The sequence below is a fragment of the Vreelandella populi genome, assembly GCF_003989825.1.
Lineage (GTDB): Bacteria > Pseudomonadota > Gammaproteobacteria > Pseudomonadales > Halomonadaceae > Vreelandella > Vreelandella populi.
This window is the reverse complement of record NZ_RZHE01000015.1, coordinates 481,678-502,898: the sequence shown is the minus strand read 5'-3', so window position 1 is coordinate 502,898 and position 21,221 is coordinate 481,678. Positions and strand designations below refer to the sequence as shown.

Sequence of the window (21,221 nt, the reverse complement as noted above, 5' to 3'; positions counted from 1 at the left end):
TCACAAAATGCTTTGAGCAACCAGGGTTAGAAGCGCTCGGACGCCTCACTAACCGCGGCAGAAAGGCGGTCAATCCACTCTGCATCATCACCAAGTTCGTCGCGCAGGTAAGCCTGAACCGGCGGTTGAGCCGCTTCCCGGAACGCTTCCATCTGCTCAGCGTTGGGCTGGGTAATTTCCATACCTGCGGCTTCCAGTTTGGCAATGCCTTCTGCGGAATTGAACTGCTGAATGGCGCGTCCAGTGGTACCCGCAACCATGGCGGCACGTTTCACGGCAGCCTGTTCTTCTTCGCTAAGCGACTGGAAGATGTCGTCGTTGATCAGCAGGTGGTCAACGCCATACACGTGGCGATCCAGCGTCAGGTAGTCCTGAAATTCGTGGAAGTTGTTGCCGTAGATCACCGAAATGGGGTTTTCCTGGCCATCTACCACGCCGGTCGCCAGGGCTGTCGGTACTTCACCCCAGGTAATACCCTGCGGCTCAGCTCCCAGGCCACGCATCATTTCGATATAAAGCGGGATGGTTTGTACGCGGAATTTCAGGCCTTTCATGTCTTCCGGCGAGTTGATAGTACGCACCGAGTTGGTGAAGTGGCGAAAGCCCGTCTCGCCGTAAGCCAGCGTGCGCAGGCCTGTCTGTTCCAAGCAGTGCTCAGCAAGCGCAGTGCCGAATTCGCCGTCCATTACCTGCCATGCCACTGGCGCCGATGGGAAGGTGTAAGGAATATCGGTTACGGCAACTGCCGGGCAGAAGTTGGCATAGGAACCGGAGACCATAGCGATGCTGATGGTGCCGTCCTGTGCGCCTTCAATCAGCTCGGTTTCACCGCCTAGCGAACCCGCAGGATATAACTCCACTTTAAGATCGGTTTCTGCTTCCACCAGGTTCTTGAACACCTGCCCTGCTGCGCCTTTTTTAGACGTGGTCCAATCATCTGGATCAACGTGAGCAAAGCGCAGTGTCTGAGCGGAAGCATTGGCGGCGGCCGTGAGCATAGTGGCGGTAAGCGCGACCGTGAGCATGCGTTTCATGGGAGTTTGCTTTATAAAATATTTATAAGGCATTGTTATTGTCCTCTTGTCGGGGCAGTTGTTATAAGGTTTCAAGAGCGTAAGCAATGGCGTGTTTTTACTGTTTAAATCTGCCCAAAAACAATGTACGAAATGGTACGTTCAGTCAAGCTATGAGATAGTAGACCAAAGACGGTCATGATAATAAAAGGTCAGCCAATGGCAGCTCATCCAAAGACATCCTCCACTACACGACGTAAAAACGATCCCGAATCCGTGCAGGCCGATATCCTGGCAGTGGCCATGCGTGAGTTTTCCGAAAAAGGCCTTTCAGGGGCTCGAATCGATGAAATTGCCGAGAAAACCCGCGCTTCCAAGCGCATGATCTACTACTACTTCAAGGATAAAGAGACGCTTTACTTGCATACGCTGGAAGCCGCTTATCAAAAAGTGCGCTTACAAGAGGCCGAGCTTGACCTTGACCATTTGGCTCCCCTTGAGGCGCTAAGTCGACTTGTCCGGTTCACCTTTCGCCATCACGTCCAAAACCCTGATTTCATTCGTTTGGTAATGATCGAAAATATCCATCATGGTCGTTACCTGGCGCAGTCCGCATTAATTCAGTCACTTAATGCGGGCGTAATTGATGTGCTGACCAGCGTTTATGCGCGTGGTGTGGCAGAAGGCTATTTTCGCGAAGGCCTGGACCCCCGTGAATTGCACTGGCTGATTAGTGCACTGTCGTTTTTCAACGTCTCCAACCAGCACACCTTCTCGCGGATTTTTGACTGGCAGCAAGCCGCGCCGGAAAACCAGCGTAAGTTAGAGGATCACGTAGCCGAGATGGTGCTTCGTTACGTACGCCTTGACGAAGCCAATCCTCAGAAGTAAACAAGCGTCCGCTGGGGGCGATGCATAAACCAGCTTTGCGAAGCCACACGTCAGCGGCAAGTTCGCACCTGTCTGTTCAGTCCGTAGTTCGAATAGCGAACATAAGTACAAACTTTTCTAAATCATATCTTTTTGCGCTATGTTCAGGCTCTGGATCACGTTACTAGGAGGCCTTGCGCCCATGCCCTCAGCATTTTTAAAACATCCGTTTATGAGTCAAAGCGCCTTGGCTGCCTGTGATGAAGACGCCATGGTCCGGGCCATGCTGGCCTTTGAACTGGCCTTGGCTGACGTTCAGGAAGCCAGTGGCGCACTGCCTGCTGGCACAAGTCAGCAGATGCGCGCTCAGCTGGAAGATGCCTCTTTTGATATCGCTGAGATGGCCGAGGGCATCGCCAGCGGAGGCAACGTCGCCATTCCGTTCGTCAAACAGAGCCGTGCGCTGCTCGCAGATGGCCTCAAGCGTTACTGGCATCAGGGGGCGACGAGCCAGGATGTCGTCGATTCTGCGTTGATGCTGTTACTTAAACCGCGCCTGGCCGCGTTGGATAGCCTGCTGCTGCGCTGCCGCTCGGCGGCGATAGATCTCATGAACACACACAGCAATACGCCCATGGTCGGGCGCACCCTAATGCAGCAGGCGCTGCCGATTACCTTTGGCGTCAAGGTGTCTCACTGGGCCGTGGGCCTGGAGCAGGCGCGTCGACGTTTAGGTGATATTGAACTCCCCGTTCAGTTTGGCGGAGCGGTGGGCGTGCACTCCGGGCGGGATGCACTGGGGCTTGAGTGGATGGACGCCTTGGCTGAAAAGCTAGGCTTGGCAGCACCGGTACTGCCCTGGCATACCGACCGTTATCCCATTCATGCCCTCGGTACGGCGCTGGATGCCGTAGCTGGCGCTGCCGAGAAACTGGCCCTGGATGTATCGCTGCTTACCCAGACCGAAGTAGGCGAGGTGGCCGAGCCCTCGGCACCGGGGATGGGGGAGTCCTCCTCGATGCCCCATAAGCGCAACCCGGTGCGCAGCGCGTTGATCAGGGGCGCGGCAAGGCAAGTACATGGGCATGCCAGCGTATTACTAAACGCGACCGCCCAGCCCCTGGAGCGCGGGCTAGGGGAATGGCATGCCGAATGGGCGCCGTTAATGGAAAGCGTACTACTGGTGGAAGGCGCGCTGGAGCAGGTGGCCGTGCTACTTGAAGGGCTTGAAGTGTATCCCGATAACATGTGGCGCAACTTGGCGGCTACGGGGGGAGGCATCATGGCTGAACCGGTGGCGCGGCTGCTGACTCCGGCGCTAGGCGTGGATAACGCCAAAGCGCTAAGTGCGGCGGCGGCGGAAACTTCACGCCGCGAATCCCGGCATTATTCGGACGTGTTGATTGAAGTGCTGGCCGGGCACTCTGAGGCAAACGGAACTATCGATAACGACTCGCTACGTAAAGCTTGTGATCCGGCTTTATACCTTGGTAGCAGCGTGGCTCAGGTCAAACGTGCCAGGACATGGCTGGAATCTTAAAAATTTTCTTTAAAAATAAAGGCTTAATTAAGGCTTTGAAATAGTCAGGCGTCGTAGTGTGACTTTAGGCATGTGTGAGTGGGGTTTGACCCCATTCACGTTCGGCAGTAACTTGTTCGTATAGAGGATCTATGTTCGCTTTACGAACAATTTGTTAGTAGTTCATTAACAAGTATGCCAACGACCCGCTAAGAGGCACCCATCATGGCCGAGTTTCTCAGCTTACATGACGCGGTAGCGCGCTACGTTCAAGACGGCGCTACCGTGGCCATGGAAGGCTTTACCCACCTGATTCCATTTGCCGCTGGTCACGAAGTGATCCGTCAGAAAAAGCGTGATCTGACGCTGATCCGCATGACCCCCGATATCATCTACGACCAGCTGATTGGCGCAGGCTGCGCTAAAAAAGTGATTTTCTCCTGGGGCGGTAACCCAGGTGTCGGGTCGTTGCATCGCCTGCGTGATGCCGTGGAGAAAGGCTGGCCGCATAAGATTGAGATTCTTGAACACAGCCACGCGGCCATGGCCTGTGCCTTTGAAGCAGGGGCGGCGGGTTTACCACTTGCCGTTTTCCGAGGCTACATCGGCAGCGAATTGCCCAGCGTGAACGATCAGATCAAGTTCATTGAGTGCCCGTTTACTGGCGAGCGGCTGGCAGCGGTGCCGTCGGTGCGCCCTGATGTTTCCATCGTTCATGCCCAGCGGGCGGATCGCCAGGGTAACGTGCTGGTAGAAGGGATTGTCGGCGTACAGAAAGAGGCCGTTCTCGCGGCCAAGCACAGCATCGTCACGGTGGAGGAGATCGTCGACGATCTGAAGGCGCATCCTAACGCCTGTGTGATTCCCAGCTGGGCCATCAGTGCCGTTGCGGTGGCTGAAAAAGGCGCACTGCCCTCTTACACCCACGGCTATTACGGCCGCAGCAACCGCTTCTATAAAGAGTGGGATGTTATCGCTCGCGATCGTGACACTTTTACCCAGTGGCTTGATGACAACGTCTACCGCGCAGAGGAGAACGCCTGATGAGCCTGGAATATACCGCTTCTGAAATGATGTCGGTGACCGCTGCGCGGGCGCTGGAAAATGGCACTACCTGTTTTGTAGGCATTGGGCTGCCCTCAGAGGCCGCTAATCTGGCGCGGCTAACACATGCGCCCGACGTGGTGCTGATTTACGAATCCGGCACGCTGCAAACTAAGCCTGATATTCTGCCGCTCTCTATCGGCGACGGCGAGCTGTGTGAATCAGCGCTGACCACCGTGGCAGTGCCCGAGATGTTCCGCTACTGGCTGCAGGGCGGCAAAGTGAACGTGGGCTTTTTGGGTACCGCACAAATCGACCGCTTTGCTAATCTTAATACGACGCTGATTGGCGATTACAAAGCGCCTAAAGTACGCCTGCCGGGCGGCGGCGGTGCGCCAGAAATTGCCACTAACGCGGGCGAAGTATTTATCACCTTGAAGCACTCTAAGCGTGCTTTTGTAAAAGATGTCGATTTTGTTACTACGCTAGGCTTTGGCCGTGACGGCAAAGGGCGCGATAACGTACCTAATATCGGTAAAGGTCCGACCCGTGTCATCACCGATTTATGTGTGATGAAGCCCGACCCAGAGACCAAAGAGCTTATGGTGGTATCGCTGCATCCTGGAGTGACCCGTGAAGAGGTAATGGACGCAACGGGCTGGGAAGTACGCTTTGCCGACCAGCTTGAGAGTACCCCTGAGCCCAGCGAAAAAGAGCTTGAGATCCTGCGCGAGCTGAAAGCCCGCACCGAACGCGCCCATACGGGCGAATAAGGAGTTGGTCATGACAAACGTTTATTTATGTCACCCGCGACGCACTGCCGTTGGCAGGTTTGGTGGTACGCTGGCAAGCGTGCGTCCGGACGATTTCGCCGCCACGATATTTAAAGCCGTGCTAGCGGATGCGCCGGATCTCGATCCTGCCGCGATTGAAGAAGTGTTTATGGGCTGCGCCAACCAGGCCGGTGAAGATAACCGTAACGTGGCGCGCATGTCGTCGCTCTTGGCAGGTATCCCCACCTCGGTCCCTGGCACCACCATGAACCGCCTGTGCGGTTCGGGTATGGACGCGGTAGGTACGGCATTTCGGGCAATTAAAGCCGGTGAAATGGAGCTGGCGCTGGCTGGTGGCGTGGAATCCATGTCCCGGGCGCCCTATGTGATGGGCAAGGCCGATAGCGCCTTCTCTCGCGGTCAGAAAATCGAAGATACCACTATCGGCTGGCGCTTTGTGAACCCGCTGATGAAGAAGGCGTTCGGGATCGACTCCATGCCGGAAACGGCGGAAAACGTCGCCGAGCAGTTCAATATTTCCCGAGAAGATCAGGATGCTTTTGCGCTGCGCTCTCAGCAGAAAGCGGCCACCGCACAGCAAGCTGGCCGGTTTGCTCAGGAAATCACCCCTATCGAAATACCTCGCCGCAAGCAGGAGCCACTGATTTTTGATCAGGATGAGCACTTGCGGGAAACCACGTTGGAGAAGCTTGCTGCTTTGCCTACGCCCTTCCGTGAAGGCGGCAGCGTAACCGCTGGCAACGCCTCCGGCGTCAACGATGGCGCGGCAGCCATGCTGGTGGCCAGCGAGTCAGCGGTTAAACAGCACGGCCTGACGCCCATGGCCAAGATTATCGGTATGGCAACAGCGGGCGTTGAACCAAGCATCATGGGTTACGGCCCGGTTCCCGCCGTGCAGAAACTGCTCAAGCGTACCGGTATTTCTCTGGATGAGATCGATGTATTTGAGTTTAACGAAGCGTTTGCCGCCCAGGCACTGGCCTGCATGCGCGACCTGGGCCTTGAAGACGACGACCCGCGGGTAAATCCCAACGGTGGTGGAATCGCCCTTGGCCATCCGCTGGGCATGTCCGGCGCACGCCTGCTGCTTACCGCTGCCTACGAGCTACAAAATAGTGGCAAGCGCTACGCACTGTGCACCATGTGCGTGGGCGTAGGCCAGGGTATTGCCACACTGATTGAGCGCGCTTAACGGAGGTAGTATGGCTTTTCATACCATCAATGGACGCAGCGTGGCCTACCGGCTGCTAGGTACACAAGGTAATCCACTGGTCGTGCTGGCGCATCCATTGGGCATGAGCCAGGCCGTGTGGGATGACGTCATTCCTGCGCTGCTGCCCCGCTACCGGGTGCTGACCTGGGACCTGCCTGGCCACGGGGCCAGCCAGGCGGTCAGCGGTGAACAGATCACGCCCGCCGATTTGGCCGCTGAGGCCTTGGCGTTGGTAGAGCTTTCAGGCGCGTCGCGCTTTCACTTTGCCGGTACCTCGATTGGCGGCGTGATCGGCCAGCAGTTGATCACTGAGCACAGTGACCGTTTGCTCTCCGCCACGCTCACCAATACTGGCGCGGTTATCGGCAACCCGGAACTCTGGAACACTCGCGCAGGCCGCGTGCGTCAGGAAGGCCTAGCGGCGATGTCATCAGAGATCGTGCCGCGCTGGTTTGCGCCCACGGCCTTTGAAGCAAGCCCCGCGTTAAAAGCGGGCTGGTGCATTCAGATGGGGCGCGGCGACAATGAATCCTACGCTCAGCTATGTGAAATGCTCGGCCGCGAGACGTTTACCGGCAAGCTCTCCAACAAGAACGTCAAGGTGCAGCTACTTGGCGGCAGTGAAGACCTGGCCACGCCGCCGGCGACACTGGAAGCCTTGTCTGCCGAGCTTGACGGCGCGCCGCTTGAGGTTTTTGACGGCGTAGGTCACGTGCCTTCAGTAGAAGCACCTCAGCTAATCGCCGAGAAGCTGCTTGGCGTGCTGGCAACGGATCTGGGCGACGTGGCGAACCACGGCGTGGCCTACGCGACCGGCCTGGAAACTCGCAAGCAGGTTCTGGGCGAAGAGCATGTGGCACGTTCAACCGTTAACGCCAACAGCCTGGATACCCCCTTCCAACAGATGATTACCCGTCTGGCCTGGGGCGAGCTTTGGAGTAACGAGGACCTCACCCGCCGCGAGCGCAGCATGATTACCACCGGTATTCTGGCAGCTCTCGGCCGTGAAGAGCTGACGTTACACCTGAAAACCGCCAAGCGTATTGGCCTGACGGAAGCCGAACTTCGTCAGGTAATCATGCATGTGGCGATTTACGGCGGTGTACCGGCAGCCAACCATGCCTTTGCCTTGGCCAAAGATCTGGGCTGGGGTGAATAATCGATCAGTTATCGACTGAACATTAATAATACTTCCTGTATTAAATGGAGCCATGCCATGACGTCAGTTCAACTATTAATCGATGGCCAGCAGTGTGCTGCTTCAGATAGCGCCACCTTCAAGCGCTGCAATCCGTTGAGTGGCGAAACGGTCTCACACGTGGCAGCGGCCTCGCTTGATGATGTCAACCGGGCTATCGAAGTGGCTCATGGCGCTTTCAAGTCTTGGTCCCAGACAGGCCCCGGCGAGCGCCGGGCGAAGCTGACTAAAGCCGCCGATTTAATGGAGGCCCGCCAGCAAGAATTTATTGATGCCATGGTCGATGAAACCGGTGCTACCCCAGGTTGGGCCGGCTTTAATGTCATGGTGGCCGCCAACATGCTGCGCGAGTCGGCCGCCTTGACTACCCAGATCCAGGGCGATGTGATTCCCTCCAATGTGCCGGATAGCCTGGCCATGGGCATTCGCGTACCGTGCGGCGTGGTGGTGGGGATCGCGCCATGGAACGCGCCTATCATTCTGGGTACGCGGGCCATTGCCGCGCCCTTGGCGTGTGGTAACAGCGTTATCCTTAAAGCTTCTGAAATGTGCCCGAATACGCACGCGCTGATTGGGCAGGTGCTGCACGATGCTGGCCTGGGTAACGGCGTGGTTAACGTTATCCATAACCAGCCTGAGCAAGCCGCAAGCGTGGTGGGCGCATTGATTGAGCATCCGGCGGTTCGGCGTATCAACTTCACCGGCTCTACAACGGTTGGGCGCATCATTGCGGAGAAAGCCGCTAAGCACCTTAAACCCGTACTGCTAGAGCTGGGCGGCAAGGCGCCTTTTCTGGTGCTTGACGATGCCGATATTGACGCAGCGGTTGAAGGGGCCGCTTTCGGCGCCTTCTTCAATCAGGGGCAAATCTGCATGTCGACCGAGCGCTTGATCGTAGATGAAGCCGTTGCCGATGAATTTGCCGAGAAGTTGGCGGCCAAAGCGAAGACACTGACAGCGGGAGATCCTCGTGCAGAAGCCAATGTACTGGGGACGCTCATCAACCAGGAATCTGGTCATAAGCTCAACGAGCTGATCGATGATGCCCTCAGCAATGGCGCCCGCTTAGGCTCTGGAGGAAAGGCTGAGGGTGTCGTGATGCAGCCAACGCTGGTGGATAACGTCACCAAGGCAATGCGGCTTTATTCGGAAGAGTCCTTTGGCCCTGTGGTCGCCATGATTCGCGTCAAGGGTGAAGAGGAAGCCATTCGCGTTGCCAATGATAGCGAGTACGGTCTTTCAGGCGCCGTGTTTACCCGCGATAGCGCACGCGGGCTGCGGGTTGCTGGGCGCATTGAAACAGGCATCTGTCATATCAATGCCCCAACGGTACATGACGAGCCGCAAATGCCATTTGGTGGAGTAAAAAGTAGCGGTTACGGACGCTTCGGTGGCAAGGCGGTCATCGAGGAGTTCACGGACCTGCGTTGGATGACGCTGCAAACCGGCCCGCGCCACTATCCTATCTAGTGCGTATAGCGGCGGTTCAGAATGGCGCTCCAGGGCGCCGTTCTGACAACAGGGCCGTGCCGAGGACAAACAATCCCTAAACCTATTGGATAAGTGCGCAGAGTAAATTTAACGATTTCCTTATGAGCGCGAATCGGCGAAGGTAGCGTCTTCTGTTTCGCTGATAATAGAAAGCCATGCTCAACGCCCGTATCAAACTACGCCACTTGATGGCCTTTCTCGAAGTCGCCAAGCGGCGCAGCTTTGCCCGCGCCGCTGAGGCGCTGGCGATTACTCAGCCGGGAATCTCCAAAGCGATACGCGAGCTTGAGGAGATTTTGCAAACGCCACTTTTCGAGCGCACTTCGCAAGGGGTGTCGCTCACCCAGGCGGGCTTGACGCTGCTGCGCCATGCAGGCCCAGCCATGCGGGCGCTGGACGAAGGTGTCAGTGCTATCGGTGATGCGCATCATGGTGGACGCTGGCTGCGCATAGGAGCGCTATCCACCGTCGAGAGCCGTCTGTTGCCTGTGGCGATACAGCGCTGGCACAGCGCGTCAGCGGCTGGCCAGCACGATACCAGCGTCTCGGTAGTAACCGGCGCCAGTGCCTATCTACTTTCACGCTTGCGCCTAGGCGAGCTTGATATGGTGGTAGGGCGGATGACCGAGGCGCGGGAAATTGGCGATCTCTATTTTGAACATCTTTATTATGAACCGCTGGTTATCGTGGCACGCAGCGGTCATCCGCTTGCCCAGGTAACGCCGGTAGCCGCGAGCCAGCTCATCGCCTATCCCTGGGCATTGCCACCCCCGCAAACCACATTGCGCCAACAGGTGGACAGCTTTTGTGTACGCCATGCAATTACGCTACCGCCGCTGTTGCTGGAGACCCTCTCGCTGCCGGTCAGCTACCGCTACACGCTGGAGAGCGACGCGCTCTGGATAGCTCCGCGGGAAGCGGTGATCGAGGAGTTGGAGAGCGGTCTACTTAAAGAGCTTGCACTGCCGTTTGAAGCGCAGGGTGGGTCTGTGGGCATCTGCACGAATGTGAGCATGACGAAGTCGCTGACCCGTGACGCTTTTTGCGAAACGCTACGCCAAGTGGCGGCGGAGCGCATTATACCAAGGTCGTAAAGACGATAACCTATAGGTTATGAGTGGGAATGACTCTTCAATTGGCATGGCGGAGGCTACGCGGCACACTTGGCGAGTGAAAGCGCAAAGGGGGCAAGCGCCGCCCGATGCTTACCTCGCCATAAAGAGCATTTGCCATGCAGCCTAAATATAATCGCTTTGTAACCCGTGACCGTAACTGGCATCCACCCGCCTATGCCCCTGGCTATAAAACCTCCGTTGCGCGCTCGCCCCAGCAGGCGTTGATGAGCATGCAGCAGCCCACTGCTTCTGAACTGACAGGGCCTGATTTCAGCCATCTGCGGGTGGGGCCCTATGATAACGACCTGCTGATGAACTTCACGCAAGGCGAAGGGCTGCCTCAGGGTGAACGGATCATCTTGTTTGGCCGCGTGATGGACCAGTTTGGCAAGCCGGTACCCCATACGCTGGTAGAAATGTGGCAGGCCAATGCGGGCGGGCGCTATCGCCATAAGAAAGATGCTTACCTGGCACCGCTGGACCCTCACTTTGGTGGTGTGGGCCGCTGCCTGACCGACGATCAGGGCTTTTACCGTTTTCGGACCATCAAGCCAGGCCCCTATCCCTGGCCGAATGATGTGAATAGCTGGCGGCCAGCGCATATTCATGTCTCGGTCATGGGGCCGTCTATCTCTTCTCGGCTGATCACGCAGATGTACTTTGAGGGAGACCCTCTGATTCCGCTATGCCCCATCGTGCAAACACTGAAAGACCCCGAAGCCGTGGAGACGATGGTTGGCCGCCTGGATATGGCTAACAGCAGGCCGATGGATTGCCTGGCTTACCGTTTTGACATTGTGGTGCGCGGCGAGCTGCAAACCTTCTTTGAAAACCAATAGCTGAAAACCAATAAGGCAGGGGGATTGATGATGAAACAGCCTAACACCCAGCCGGTGAGCGAAATGATGCTGCGTGAAACCGCCTCGCAAACCGCTGGACCTTACGTGCATATTGGTTTGGCACTGGCTGCGGCCGGTAACCCCGAGCGCGATGAAGAGATCTGGAGTGAAATGGCCAAGCCCGATGCCTCGGGCGAGCATATCGAGATTGTGGGTACCGTGATTGATGGCAACGGTGATCTGGTACGTGATGCCTTCCTGGAAGCGTGGCAGGCCGATGCCGAGGGGCACTATCAGGCAGATTATGACCTGCGCAAGCCGTTCAACAGCTTCGGAAGAACCGCCACGATAGCCGAGCAGGGCAGTGAGTGGTCGTTAAAGACCATCAAGCCGGGCGCCGTCGCGCACCCTAACGGCAAGCTGATGGCGCCGCACATTAACCTTGCAATCTTTGCTCGTGGCGTGAATATTCACCTGCAAACGCGTCTCTATTTTGACGACGAAGTTGAGGCTAACCGCGAGTGCCCGGTGCTTTCGCGGGTTGAATCCGACAATCGTCGCCAGACGCTGATCGCCAAACGTGAAGAGGCCGGCGGCATTATTCGCTATCGTTTTGATATTCGCTTGCAGGGGCCTGGTGAGACGATCTTTTTTGATTTCTGACGCTTATTTCGTGGGTCAAGACCTGTAAGCAAAAAGCGCCGGGGTTGAACCCGGCGTTTTTTTGTTGGCTGCGATCAAGCGCAAGTAAGGTCTCTTGCTAAGCGTTAGTAATCGCGCACTCTTCTTTCAGGCCCATCGCCGTATCGTAGATCTCTCTGGCATTACCCCCCACCTCGTTTAAGTAACTATCGATGGTTTCCTGTAATACCGGACCCCAATCCGGGTCGTTAAGCGCATCTTCGATAACGATAAACTCATGCCCTGCCTCTTCAGCCTCTTGTCGGCCTTGCGCGATCAACGTGTCGTAGACCTCGGCGGCGCGCATCGACCACTCCATACCGCTATGTTCGTCGATCACCTGCTGAAGCTCTGCGGGGAGATTCTCGTAGTTACGCTGGTTCATGACCGCGAACAGCGACAAATCGTAGAGAGGTACTTCGGTATGGTACTTCGCCAGTTCATTGAGGCGGAACGTTTTCATCCCTTCCCAGTTGAAGCTCAAGCCATCCACGACGCCACGCTGCATTGACGTAAATACGTCCGGGGCGGGCATGCCGACGGCCTGTGCATCAAGACGCTCCATCATATCGCCCACCAAGGGCGTAGGCCTGCGCAGGCGTAAACCGGCCAAGTCGTCAGGCGTTTGAATCAACTTCTCCTTGGTATGCAGATAACCCGGGCCCGTGGTGAAGAAGAATAACGGACGGGTGTCGGCGTACTCTTGCTCCAGGTGGCCCTGCTCAAAAAGCGACTGCAAGATACACGCCCCTTCCTGTGCACTAGAAGAGACTCCGGGCAGCTCAACGATCTGGGTCAGCGGGAATCGGCCGGCCGTGTAACCTTGAGCGGACGCACCGACATCAGCGATACCGCGCGTCGTACTTTCGTAAGTTTGTGCTGACTTGGCTAGCGTTTGGCTGGGAAACACCTCGACGTTAAGCTGGCCCTCTGAAGCTTCGCTAACGCTCGCTGCCCACGCCTCGAAAAGCGCGCTATCGATCATTGAGCCGCCGGGCCACACATGCGCCAAGCGCAGGGTTGTCTGGGCCTGGGCGGCAGCCGGCAATAAAATGAGTGCGCTGAGCAGCGCGGCTTGGGTCACGGTTGTCTGGGATTTTTTCATTGTAGTTATCCTTTGGATTATCCAAGAGGCTATTAAAGCGGCTGGCGTATCACAGATCCAGCACAAGCACTTTGCTTTTAGAGCGTGAACAGCAAGGCGTGAATTGGTCATTGGCAGCGTGCTCATGATCCTCCAGGTAGAGATCACGATGATCCGGCTCCCCTTCCAGCACGCGTGTTAAACACGTACCGCACACCCCCTGTTCACAGGAAACCATCACTTCAATGCCGTTCTCGGTGAGAACCTGATGAACGGTCTTGTCGGCGGGCACGGTAAAGCTTTCACCGCTGCTGGCGATACGCACTTCGAAACTGCCATCTTGCGAACTGTCGGTCTCGGCCCCGCTGAAATACTCGGTATGCACCTGGTCACTAGCCCAGCCATGCGCTTTACAGGTCGTCATGACCGCATCAATGAATCCTTTAGGCCCACAGACATAGACGCGGGTATCCGCGTCTGGCTGGCCAAGCAGAGTGTCGAGATCCAGGTGCTGGCTTGGCTCACCATCATCGAAGTGGAAATGTACCTGCGCGGCAAATTCAGCATCAACAAGGCGTTGATAAAAAGCGGTTCGCTCCCGGGAGCGCGTGCAGTAATGGAGTTCGAAGGTGCCATCAGTATGCGCCAAGCGCTCGGCCATGCAGAGCAGTGGTGTAATGCCGATACCGCCTGCCAGCAGTACAACGCGCGGGGCAGGCTTGAGTGGAAAGTGATTCTTAGGTGAACTGATCTGCACAAGATCGCCAACCTGTATCTCGTCGTGCATGGCGCTAGAGCCACCGCGTGAAGCGGGGTCGCGCAATACGCCAATCAAGTAGCGGTCGCGCTCGTCTGAGTGGTTGCAAAGAGAATATTGACGGATAACGCCGTCTTTAACGCGCACATCAACATGCGCACCCGCGCTAAAGGCCGGTAGTTCCCGGCCATGCGGATCAGCGAGCTCGAAGGTCACGATATCGAGCGCCTCATCATGACGCGCCTTGACCTCCACGATCAGCGAAGGAGCTGTATGGGTCATGCGGTGGCCTCCGCTTTCGCTTCGCGCTCCTCAGTGAGGATGCGATCAATGATGCGGCGCGCCTGCACGCCACCGCCGTCGATATTGAGCTTCAGCAGCTGACGGTCCGGGTAGCGAAGCAGGTTGCGTTGCTGCGCTTCGAGCATTTCAAGATCCTCTTCGAAGATCTTGCCTTGACCTTCGCGGATTTTATCCGTCAGCGCCTGATCCTCGGGTTTGAAATTGCGCGCCATGCCCCAGAAATACCAGATGGAGGTGTCCGATTCAGGCGTAATAAAATCCACCACCACGCTTGAGGCTTTCTTGTCTGCTGGCGCATCAGCGCCGCCGTTGCCAGCATGCGCGACGCCGACTTCGATCAATACATGGCTAGGTGGGGTGAAGCGACAAACCTGCCAGCGATCCACCGGAACGTCGTCGGCCAAACCGTTGCCGCGCAGCGCTGCCTGCCAGAAAGGCGGCGCAGGAATATTCTCCATTTGGCGGCTGGTGATGACTTCATCGCCATTTACCTTGGTATCGGGCGCGGCCTCCTCAATTTCCGGCTGCCCAATACTTGAGGCATGGACGTAGGTCTCATGGGTCAAATCCATGAGATTATCGATCATCAGTCGATATTCGCACTCAATATGGTAGAGCCCGCCGCCATACGCCCAGTCAGGGTTGTTCGCCCACTCAAGCTCGGGAATGAGACTGGCATCCGCTTTGTCAGGATCGCCAGGCCAGATCCAGATAAAACCATGGCGCTCCTCAACCGGATACGATTGCACACTGGGGAAGCCGCGAACGCGTTGGCCAGGCATGCTGTCGCATTTGCCGCTGCAGTTCATCTCAAGGCCATGGTAGCCGCATACCAGCTTGCCATCGCGCACGAAACCCAAGGAGAGCGGCGCTCCACGGTGGGGGCAGAAATCTTCCATGGCAGCGACACGGCCTGCGTCACCGCGGAAGAAAACGAGTTGCTTGTTACAAATAGTTCTTCCCAGTGGCTTATCGTCAAGTTCATCGGGAGTACAGGCAACGTACCACGTGTTTAATGGGTAGGGGGCTTGCTGAGTCACGGGTTACTCCTTATTGGAATTAATTATTGGTTTTTATTAGTTTTGGATCCAAAGTAAAGGCCATAGAGGTTTTTATCGTCAACCTAGACTTTGGTTTAGGGGATTGGTTGAACATCCCAAGCGTTATGAAAGTGAGAGAAAACGAATGAGTAGCAGCAATCAAAGCGTTGCCAGCCAACTACGCAAGTTGATTGAGGATGGTCACTATCCCCAAGGGGAGCGGTTAGGTGAAGAGGCCGTCGCAGAGCAGCTGGGAATCTCAAGAACGCCAGTGCGCCTGGCATTCCGTACGCTTGAGCAGGAAGGGTTGCTCAAGCGTGCTGGCAAGCGTGGCTTTATGGTACGTGAATTTACCGATGCGGATGTGCACTGTGCTGTGGAGGTGCGTGGAGTGCTTGAGGGCCTCGCCGCACGGCGTTTGGCGGAACATGGCATGTCTAGCCAGCAGCGTGAGGAGTTTGATTTTTGGATCCAGAAGGGCAGGGAAGTGCTTGATAAGGGGCACCTGGTTGAAGAGGATATTCAACGCTGGATAGAGCTTAACTGGAATTTTCACGAGCTAATTGTGTGCTCGGCCGGTAGCGGCGTTATTGCCGATGCCATTTCACGCAATAACCATCTACCCTTTGCGGCGGCGGCTTCCATCGTAATTGATAAAGGTAAGCTCTCGCATGAATATCGCAAGCTTCAACTTGCTCAACTCCATCATGAGCTTATTTTTCAATCGCTTGTAAATGGTGAAGGGGCGCGTGTAGAGATGTTGATGCGCGAGCATGCTCTAATTGGAATCCGCTACTCGGAACTGCTTTGATAACGATGTTTTATATCGCATAAAATCAAAATTAATTTTTAATTAGCCTTCTTGAGTAATAAAAAAATCAATAGCTACTTATTACTCAATGATTGATGCAGCTACTTAATTGCTTGAGTGTACAAGTATCGATTGGGAGTGTGATTAACGCCTTGTTGGCTTTTTAAGCTCCCTAAATTGCCAGTTCATATTAAATACGGGCTGAAAAGTCATAAAGGGGGATGATGTAGACCAAGGTCGATTAGCTCTATGGCGGTTAGTGGATTAAGGTTGCCTCAGTAAAAACGAACTAATATTCGTTATGCGAACAACGCATGCTCAAGGCTCGGAGTCTTCCCCATGAAAACGAAATTAACTCAGTGTGTATTGGCAGCCGCCATTGCAGGTCTATCGATGAGTGCAGCTCAGGCTTCGACGACCTTGCGTATGGCCCACTTCTGGCCGGGCGCATCAGGTGTCAACGAAGACATTTTACAGGTCTGGGCCGATACGATCGCCGAAGAGTCTGGTGGTGAACTGACAGTACAGATGTTCCCATCGGGTACGCTCGCCAAACCCGACTCCATCTATGAAGCCGCTGCCAATGGTATTGCCGATATCGGTGCGACGGCGCAGGGCTATACGGCGGGGCGTTTCCCACTTTCCCAGATCGTTGAACTCCCCGGTGTGGCAAGCTCGGCCACTCAAGGTGCCTGTGTATTGCAAAGTCTTTATGATGATGGCCATTTAGATTCCGAGTACGAAGATACACGCCCACTCTTCATGTTCACTACCGGGCCTGGCGGCATTCACACTATTGGTACCGATGTTCAAACACCTGCTGATCTGGAAGGACTTCGTATCCGTCGTCCCACGGCGGTTGCCGGTCAAATGTTGGAGAACATGGGTGCAAACCCTGTAGGTATGCCAGCGCCAGATATTTATACCGCCATGCAGCGTGGCGTTATTGATGGTTTGAGCTTTCCCTGGGAAGGTTTAAAGGGCTTTCGTATCAACGAGCTGGTGAGCTACCACACAGAAGTGCCGTTTTATACGCTAGTGTTTGTTGCCACGATGAATCAGCGTACCTATGAGCGCTTATCTCCCGAGCAACAAGCGGTAATCGACAACAACTCTGGCATGAAGTGGGCCGAGAAAGCTGGCGCCGTGTTTGACCGTCTTGATGTAGAAGGTAAACAGGAAGCCGTTGAAGCGGGCCATACCATTCGTGAAATCGAAAACCCGCTTGAGAACCCTGACTGGCAAGGCCCGCTGGAAGCAGGTATTGAAACCTACCTCAGCGAGCTGGAAGGGCGTGGTTTGAGCCAGGCACGTGAGGTCTATGAGGCGGCGTTAGCAGCCAGCGCCTCTTGCGCCGGTTCGCAGGAGTAATTGATGCAGACCTACCTAGAGAGGGCCAGCCATTGGCTGGCCTTACTATGCCGCTGGGTCGCGGGTGTGGCATTGGTGGCGCTTTTATTAGTAACCATTGCGGATGTGAGCACGCGCTATCTTTATCGTTTAACGGAAGGCGCCATAGCTCTGCGCGTGAGCGGTAGCGTGGAGCTGGTGAGTTACTTGATGCTCTGTTCATTGCTGGCCGCTATGGCCGCCAACGTGGAAAAGAGCCAGGTGGTTGTGGAGGCACTGTCCCATAGCCTTCCTCAGTGGATAAAAAACCGGCTTCACGGTGTTTATCTAATTGGTTTTGCTGCGTTAGGTATGGTGCTGTTTACAGGGCTTCTCGATTCAGCGGCGGCAGCTTCACGCCATGGCGAGGTTACCCAGGATTTGCGCTTACCGATGGGTCCAATCTATTACGCCGCGGCAGTACTTAGCTTGCTGTTAGGCGTGCGAAGCGCGCTGCACGCCCTTTTGGGAGCGCTGTTTGGCGTTGAAGGAGAGGTTTCCAATGGGGAGTGAAATGATAGGGGCCATAGGCCTCGGTTTGCTGTTGGTTCTAATGGTACTGCGCGTACCCGTTGCTCTGACCATGCTATTGATTGGTGTGGGTGGCTTTGCCTGGGTGATCAGTTGGGGCGCTGCTATTGCCCAGTTAAAAACGGTACCTATCGAGGTGCTTTCCAATTACAGTTTCAGCGCTGTACCTATGTTCATCCTGATGGGGGTGCTGGCAGCGCACTCGGGCATGGCGGGTAAGCTTTTTGATGCCACGCGCACCATCTGTGGTGGATGGAAAGGTGGCTTGGCTATTGCGGCAGTAGGCTCGTGCGGCGTCTTTTCGGCGATTTCAGGCTCCTCGCTGGCGACAGCCAGCACCATGACGCGTGTAGCGCTTCCCGAAATGGAGCGCTATGGCTACAACCGTGGCCTGGCCACCGGTGCGCTGGCCGCTGGCGGCACGTTAGGCATCATGATCCCCCCCAGTATTGCCCTGCTAATCTACGCCATACTCACTGAGCAATCAGTGGGCGACATGTTCATGGCGGGCTTAATTCCGGGGTTGATGGGGCTTGTCATGTATGCGCTGACGGTAACCGTTGTCATGCGGTTGCGTCCCTCGCTGGCGGTGGCAGGTGAGCCTACTTCGTGGCGAGCCAAAGTGGGCTCCATATCGGGGCTGATTCCCTTCTTTGCCGTTTTCCTGGTGATGATACTGGGCATCTACTTTGGTCTTTTCACGCCGACGGAGGGGGCAAGTGTCGGGGCTTTCGCCACGCTGCTCTATGCACTATTCAAGGGTATGCGCTGGGTAGGCTTATGGCGAAGCGTTCAGGAAACGTTGGCGCTTTCTGCTGTCGTCTTTTTCATGCTGGTAGGCGCTGAAACGCTTGGCTACTTTATTTCTGTATCGCGTATCTCTTTTTCGATTAGCGACTTCTTGTATGGAACAGAGATGACGCCTATCGTCATCGTGCTATGCATCCTGCTGCTCTATTTTATCCTTGGCATGTTCATGGACTCGATAGCGATGCTGGTGATTACCGTACCGGTCGTCTATCCCATTATTCAGGCGTTGGGAATCGACCCGATCTGGTTCGGCATTATTACGGTCTTAACGGTCGAGCTCGGGTTGATTACGCCACCGGTGGGTATGAATGTGTTTGTCATCAAGGCCATGGCACCACACGTTGGGCTCGGTGAGATATTTAAAGGCGTGGCGCCCTTTATCGTCGCCGATTTCATTCGCTTGGCGCTGCTGATAGCGTTTCCTGTACTCAGCACGTTCTTCTTGCTTTAAGTATGAACAGAGTGGGAGCGTGTCGTGACGCGTCTACTCGCTACCTAGCTGGCGTTGGCGAAATTCACGCGGCGCCAGCTGGGTATTGCGCTTAAAGAAACGAGTAAAATAGGCTGGTTCAGAAAAACCCAAGCTATCAGCTACTTGAGCAATTGTCATGTTGGTATAAGTCAGTTGACGCTTGGCTTCGAGCAAAAGACGTTCATGAAGAAGTTCCAGTGCACTGCGGCCCGCAATCTTGCGACATAGCAAGTTTAGATGAGCACTGCTAATACCTACCTCTTTGGCTAATGCTTCAATACTTGGCTGTTCTCGATAGGCTTTTTCGATTAGTTTTTGAAAGTAATCGAAATGCTGCTGCCCTTTCTCGCGCCGTTGTGGCCCTAGACGCTTGAGACTTGCTTTGGCAGGAACCACCAAGCGCTCAAGCTCAATGGTAAGCGCTCGGGCCAAGACATCCAGAAGCTGCTTGCGGCCAGCGGCGGGTTGCCGATACTCCTGATCGACTTGGTCAACCAGTGTGGCAATCCGGGCTGCGCTATTAGCCGAGGCGAGCCGATAAAAACCGGCTTTTTTCAATATCCTTCCATTATCCAACGTGCCATGCAGGTGATCCGCCAGTGGTTTTGCGAGCGTAATAATGTGTCCATCCACATCGGGTGAAAAACGGAAGCCATGAATGGTCATTGCCGGCACAATAATGACCGACGCACTCTCCAGATGGTGGCTAGTGCCTTCCAGCTCTAGCTCAACGCTGCCTCGGCTAATCAACAGAATATGCACGAGATCGGCATGCCTATGCGGACGAATACGCCAGTCATGCAGACGGCTACGCTCCGGGATTGACTCACAGTGAAGGAGATCCGGCGTTGGCCAGTGCTGCGTCTCGCCGTAGAGTTTAAACACCGGAATCGCGGTGCTTGATAGCATCGCCTGCTCCCTTTAAATATGCGACTAAGGTTGAGTAATAATACCTGAAAAGTCCAAATAGTAGTTTGTATACTGCCTTATTATGTCTTCCGTTTCATTGAAAAATACAAGTCATGTATTTAAGTCAATGATAACAATGAGGCATCCCCTATGAAGACACAGGTCGCCATTATCGGCGCAGGCCCCTCCGGCCTGTTATTGGGTCAGCTATTACACCATCAGGGTATTGATAACGTCATTGTAGAGCGCCGTTCAGGTGAGTACGTACTCAGCCGTATCCGGGCAGGCGTGCTGGAACAGGGCATGGTGGATCTGTTGCGCGAAGCCGGTGTGGACCAGCGTATGGACAGGGAAGGCTTGCCCCACGATGGCTTTGAGCTGGCGTTTGATAATCGTCGCGTACGTGTTCCGCTGGACAAGCTGACCGGCGGCAGTAAAGTAATGGTGTACGGCCAGACTGAAGTCACCCGTGACTTGATGGAGGCCCGCGAAGCCGCCGGCGCAACAACGCTCTATGAGGCGGAAAACGTTCAGCCTTTTGATCTGGACAGCGACTCGCCTTATCTTACGTTCGAGCACAACGGCGAAAACGTGCGGCTTGACTGCGACTACATCGCCGGTTGCGATGGCTATCATGGCGTATCGCGTCAGGCGATTCCGCAAGACCGTATTACCGAGTTTGAGAAGGTCTATCCCTTTGGTTGGCTCGGGATGTTGTCGGATACGCCGCCCGTATCCGACGAGCTGATTTATGCACGCCATGAGCGTGGGTTCAGCCTATGCAGTATGCGTTCCGCTACCCGCAGCCGTTACTATCTTCAGGTGCCGTTGGACGAAAAAGTCGAAGACTGGTCGGATGAGCGTTTCTGGGAAGAGCTTAAACGCCGCCTGCCTGACGAGGTGGCAGAAAAGCTCGTGACCGGGCCGTCAATTGAAAAAAGCATCGCGCCGCTGCGTAGCTTCGTGGTGGAACCTATGCAGTACGGCAAACTGTTTCTGGTGGGCGACGCGGCGCATATCGTTCCACCCACCGGTGCCAAGGGGCTCAACCTGGCGGCGAGCGACGTCAACACGCTCTATCGACTGATGGTCAAGGTCTATCAGGAAGGCCGCACGGATCTGATCGAGCGCTATTCACAAACCTGCCTGAAGCGCATCTGGAAAGCAGAGCGATTCTCCTGGTGGATGACCTCCATGCTGCACAACTTTTCTGACGAAGAGGACTTCAATAGCCGTATGCAGCTAGCCGAGCTGGATTACGTGACAAGCTCCGAGGCTGGTTTGACGACGATCGCCGAGAACTACGTAGGCTTGCCTTACGAGTTGTTGGAATAGCAT

Annotated in this window: 20 protein-coding genes; 15 read left to right on the top strand and 5 right to left on the bottom strand. The window is 55.5% G+C overall.

Annotated features, from left to right (window positions below; genetic code table 11):
* Positions 1-26: 26 nt before the first annotated feature.
* Positions 27-1,034, bottom strand: coding sequence for a DctP family TRAP transporter solute-binding subunit (locus tag ELY25_RS16920; protein ID WP_185856164.1), 1,008 nt, complete (start codon positions 1,032-1,034; stop codon positions 27-29).
* 198 nt (positions 1,035-1,232) lie between these two features.
* On the opposite strand from ELY25_RS16920, the gene ELY25_RS16915 reads away from it, so the two are divergent.
* From ELY25_RS16915 to pcaG, 10 genes are all read left to right on the top strand, one after another.
* Entirely contained in the window at positions 1,233-1,904 is a 672-nt protein-coding gene (locus ELY25_RS16915) for a TetR/AcrR family transcriptional regulator (protein WP_126952430.1), read from the top strand.
* 181 nt (positions 1,905-2,085) lie between these two features.
* Entirely contained in the window at positions 2,086-3,423 is a 1,338-nt protein-coding gene (locus tag ELY25_RS16910) for a class-II fumarase/aspartase family protein (protein ID WP_126952429.1), read from the top strand.
* A gap of 204 nt (positions 3,424-3,627) precedes the next feature.
* The gene (locus ELY25_RS16905) at positions 3,628-4,446 is read left to right on the top strand and encodes a CoA transferase subunit A (protein ID WP_126952428.1); all 819 of its coding nucleotides are present in this window, start codon (positions 3,628-3,630) and stop codon (positions 4,444-4,446) included.
* On the top strand, positions 4,446-5,219 hold the full coding sequence (locus ELY25_RS16900) for a CoA-transferase subunit beta (protein WP_126952427.1): 774 nt from the start codon (positions 4,446-4,448) through the stop codon (positions 5,217-5,219). Before ELY25_RS16905 ends, ELY25_RS16900 begins: the two co-directional genes overlap by 1 nt.
* Before the next feature lie 10 nt (positions 5,220-5,229).
* Entirely contained in the window at positions 5,230-6,432 is a 1,203-nt protein-coding gene (pcaF, locus tag ELY25_RS16895; RefSeq protein WP_126952426.1) for a 3-oxoadipyl-CoA thiolase, read from the top strand.
* A gap of 10 nt (positions 6,433-6,442) precedes the next feature.
* Positions 6,443-7,612 carry an alpha/beta fold hydrolase gene (locus ELY25_RS16890; RefSeq protein WP_126952425.1) on the top strand — a complete coding sequence of 390 codons (1,170 nt, stop codon included), beginning with the start codon at positions 6,443-6,445 and terminating at the stop codon, positions 7,610-7,612.
* 57 nt (positions 7,613-7,669) lie between these two features.
* Positions 7,670-9,121 (top strand): aldehyde dehydrogenase, encoded by a 1,452-nt coding sequence (locus ELY25_RS16885; RefSeq protein ID WP_126952424.1) that lies wholly within the window; start codon positions 7,670-7,672, stop codon positions 9,119-9,121.
* Between the two features lie 176 nt (positions 9,122-9,297).
* The gene (pcaQ, locus tag ELY25_RS16880) at positions 9,298-10,236 is read left to right on the top strand and encodes a pca operon transcription factor PcaQ (protein ID WP_126952423.1); all 939 of its coding nucleotides are present in this window, start codon (positions 9,298-9,300) and stop codon (positions 10,234-10,236) included.
* Between the two features lie 137 nt (positions 10,237-10,373).
* Complete coding sequence (pcaH, locus tag ELY25_RS16875; RefSeq protein ID WP_126952422.1) at positions 10,374-11,096, top strand: protocatechuate 3,4-dioxygenase subunit beta; 723 nt, start codon at positions 10,374-10,376, stop codon at positions 11,094-11,096.
* A 30-nt stretch (positions 11,097-11,126) separates the two neighbouring features.
* The gene (gene pcaG, locus ELY25_RS16870; protein ID WP_185856180.1) at positions 11,127-11,759 is read left to right on the top strand and encodes a protocatechuate 3,4-dioxygenase subunit alpha; all 633 of its coding nucleotides are present in this window, start codon (positions 11,127-11,129) and stop codon (positions 11,757-11,759) included.
* 97 nt (positions 11,760-11,856) lie between these two features.
* On the opposite strand, the gene ELY25_RS16865 is transcribed toward pcaG, so the two are convergent.
* Genes ELY25_RS16865 through ELY25_RS16855 form a run of 3 tightly spaced genes read right to left on the bottom strand, consistent with a single transcriptional unit; the run spans position 11,857 to position 14,961 of the window.
* On the bottom strand, positions 11,857-12,882 hold the full coding sequence (locus ELY25_RS16865; protein ID WP_126952421.1) for a TRAP transporter substrate-binding protein: 1,026 nt from the start codon (positions 12,880-12,882) through the stop codon (positions 11,857-11,859).
* A 49-nt stretch (positions 12,883-12,931) separates the two neighbouring features.
* A complete protein-coding gene (locus ELY25_RS16860) occupies positions 12,932-13,900 on the bottom strand; it encodes a PDR/VanB family oxidoreductase (protein WP_126952420.1) in 969 nt (322 codons plus the stop codon).
* Complete coding sequence (locus ELY25_RS16855) at positions 13,897-14,961, bottom strand: aromatic ring-hydroxylating dioxygenase subunit alpha (RefSeq protein WP_126952419.1); 1,065 nt, start codon at positions 14,959-14,961, stop codon at positions 13,897-13,899. Before ELY25_RS16855 ends, ELY25_RS16860 begins: the two co-directional genes overlap by 4 nt.
* Before the next feature lie 145 nt (positions 14,962-15,106).
* Here ELY25_RS16855 and ELY25_RS16850 point away from each other — a divergent pair, with 145 nt between their 5' ends.
* The 4 genes from ELY25_RS16850 to ELY25_RS16835 all read left to right on the top strand — a co-directional run bounded on the left by ELY25_RS16850 (position 15,107) and on the right by ELY25_RS16835 (position 18,953).
* The gene (locus ELY25_RS16850) at positions 15,107-15,772 is read left to right on the top strand and encodes a GntR family transcriptional regulator (protein WP_126952418.1); all 666 of its coding nucleotides are present in this window, start codon (positions 15,107-15,109) and stop codon (positions 15,770-15,772) included.
* Between the two features lie 339 nt (positions 15,773-16,111).
* Positions 16,112-17,143, top strand: coding sequence for a TRAP transporter substrate-binding protein (locus ELY25_RS16845; RefSeq protein WP_126952417.1), 1,032 nt, complete (start codon positions 16,112-16,114; stop codon positions 17,141-17,143).
* Between the two features lie 3 nt (positions 17,144-17,146).
* Complete coding sequence (locus ELY25_RS16840; RefSeq protein ID WP_126952416.1) at positions 17,147-17,674, top strand: TRAP transporter small permease; 528 nt, start codon at positions 17,147-17,149, stop codon at positions 17,672-17,674.
* Complete coding sequence (locus ELY25_RS16835; protein ID WP_126952415.1) at positions 17,664-18,953, top strand: TRAP transporter large permease; 1,290 nt, start codon at positions 17,664-17,666, stop codon at positions 18,951-18,953. The genes ELY25_RS16840 and ELY25_RS16835 overlap by 11 nt, the downstream gene beginning before the upstream one ends.
* 33 nt (positions 18,954-18,986) lie before the next feature.
* Here the strand turns inward: ELY25_RS16835 and ELY25_RS16830 are convergent, their stop codons facing one another.
* Positions 18,987-19,883, bottom strand: coding sequence for a helix-turn-helix domain-containing protein (locus tag ELY25_RS16830; protein ID WP_126952414.1), 897 nt, complete (start codon positions 19,881-19,883; stop codon positions 18,987-18,989).
* 150 nt (positions 19,884-20,033) lie between these two features.
* Here ELY25_RS16830 and pobA point away from each other — a divergent pair, with 150 nt between their 5' ends.
* Entirely contained in the window at positions 20,034-21,218 is a 1,185-nt protein-coding gene (gene pobA, locus ELY25_RS16825) for a 4-hydroxybenzoate 3-monooxygenase (RefSeq protein WP_126952413.1), read from the top strand.
* The last annotated feature ends 3 nt before the right edge of the window (positions 21,219-21,221 follow it).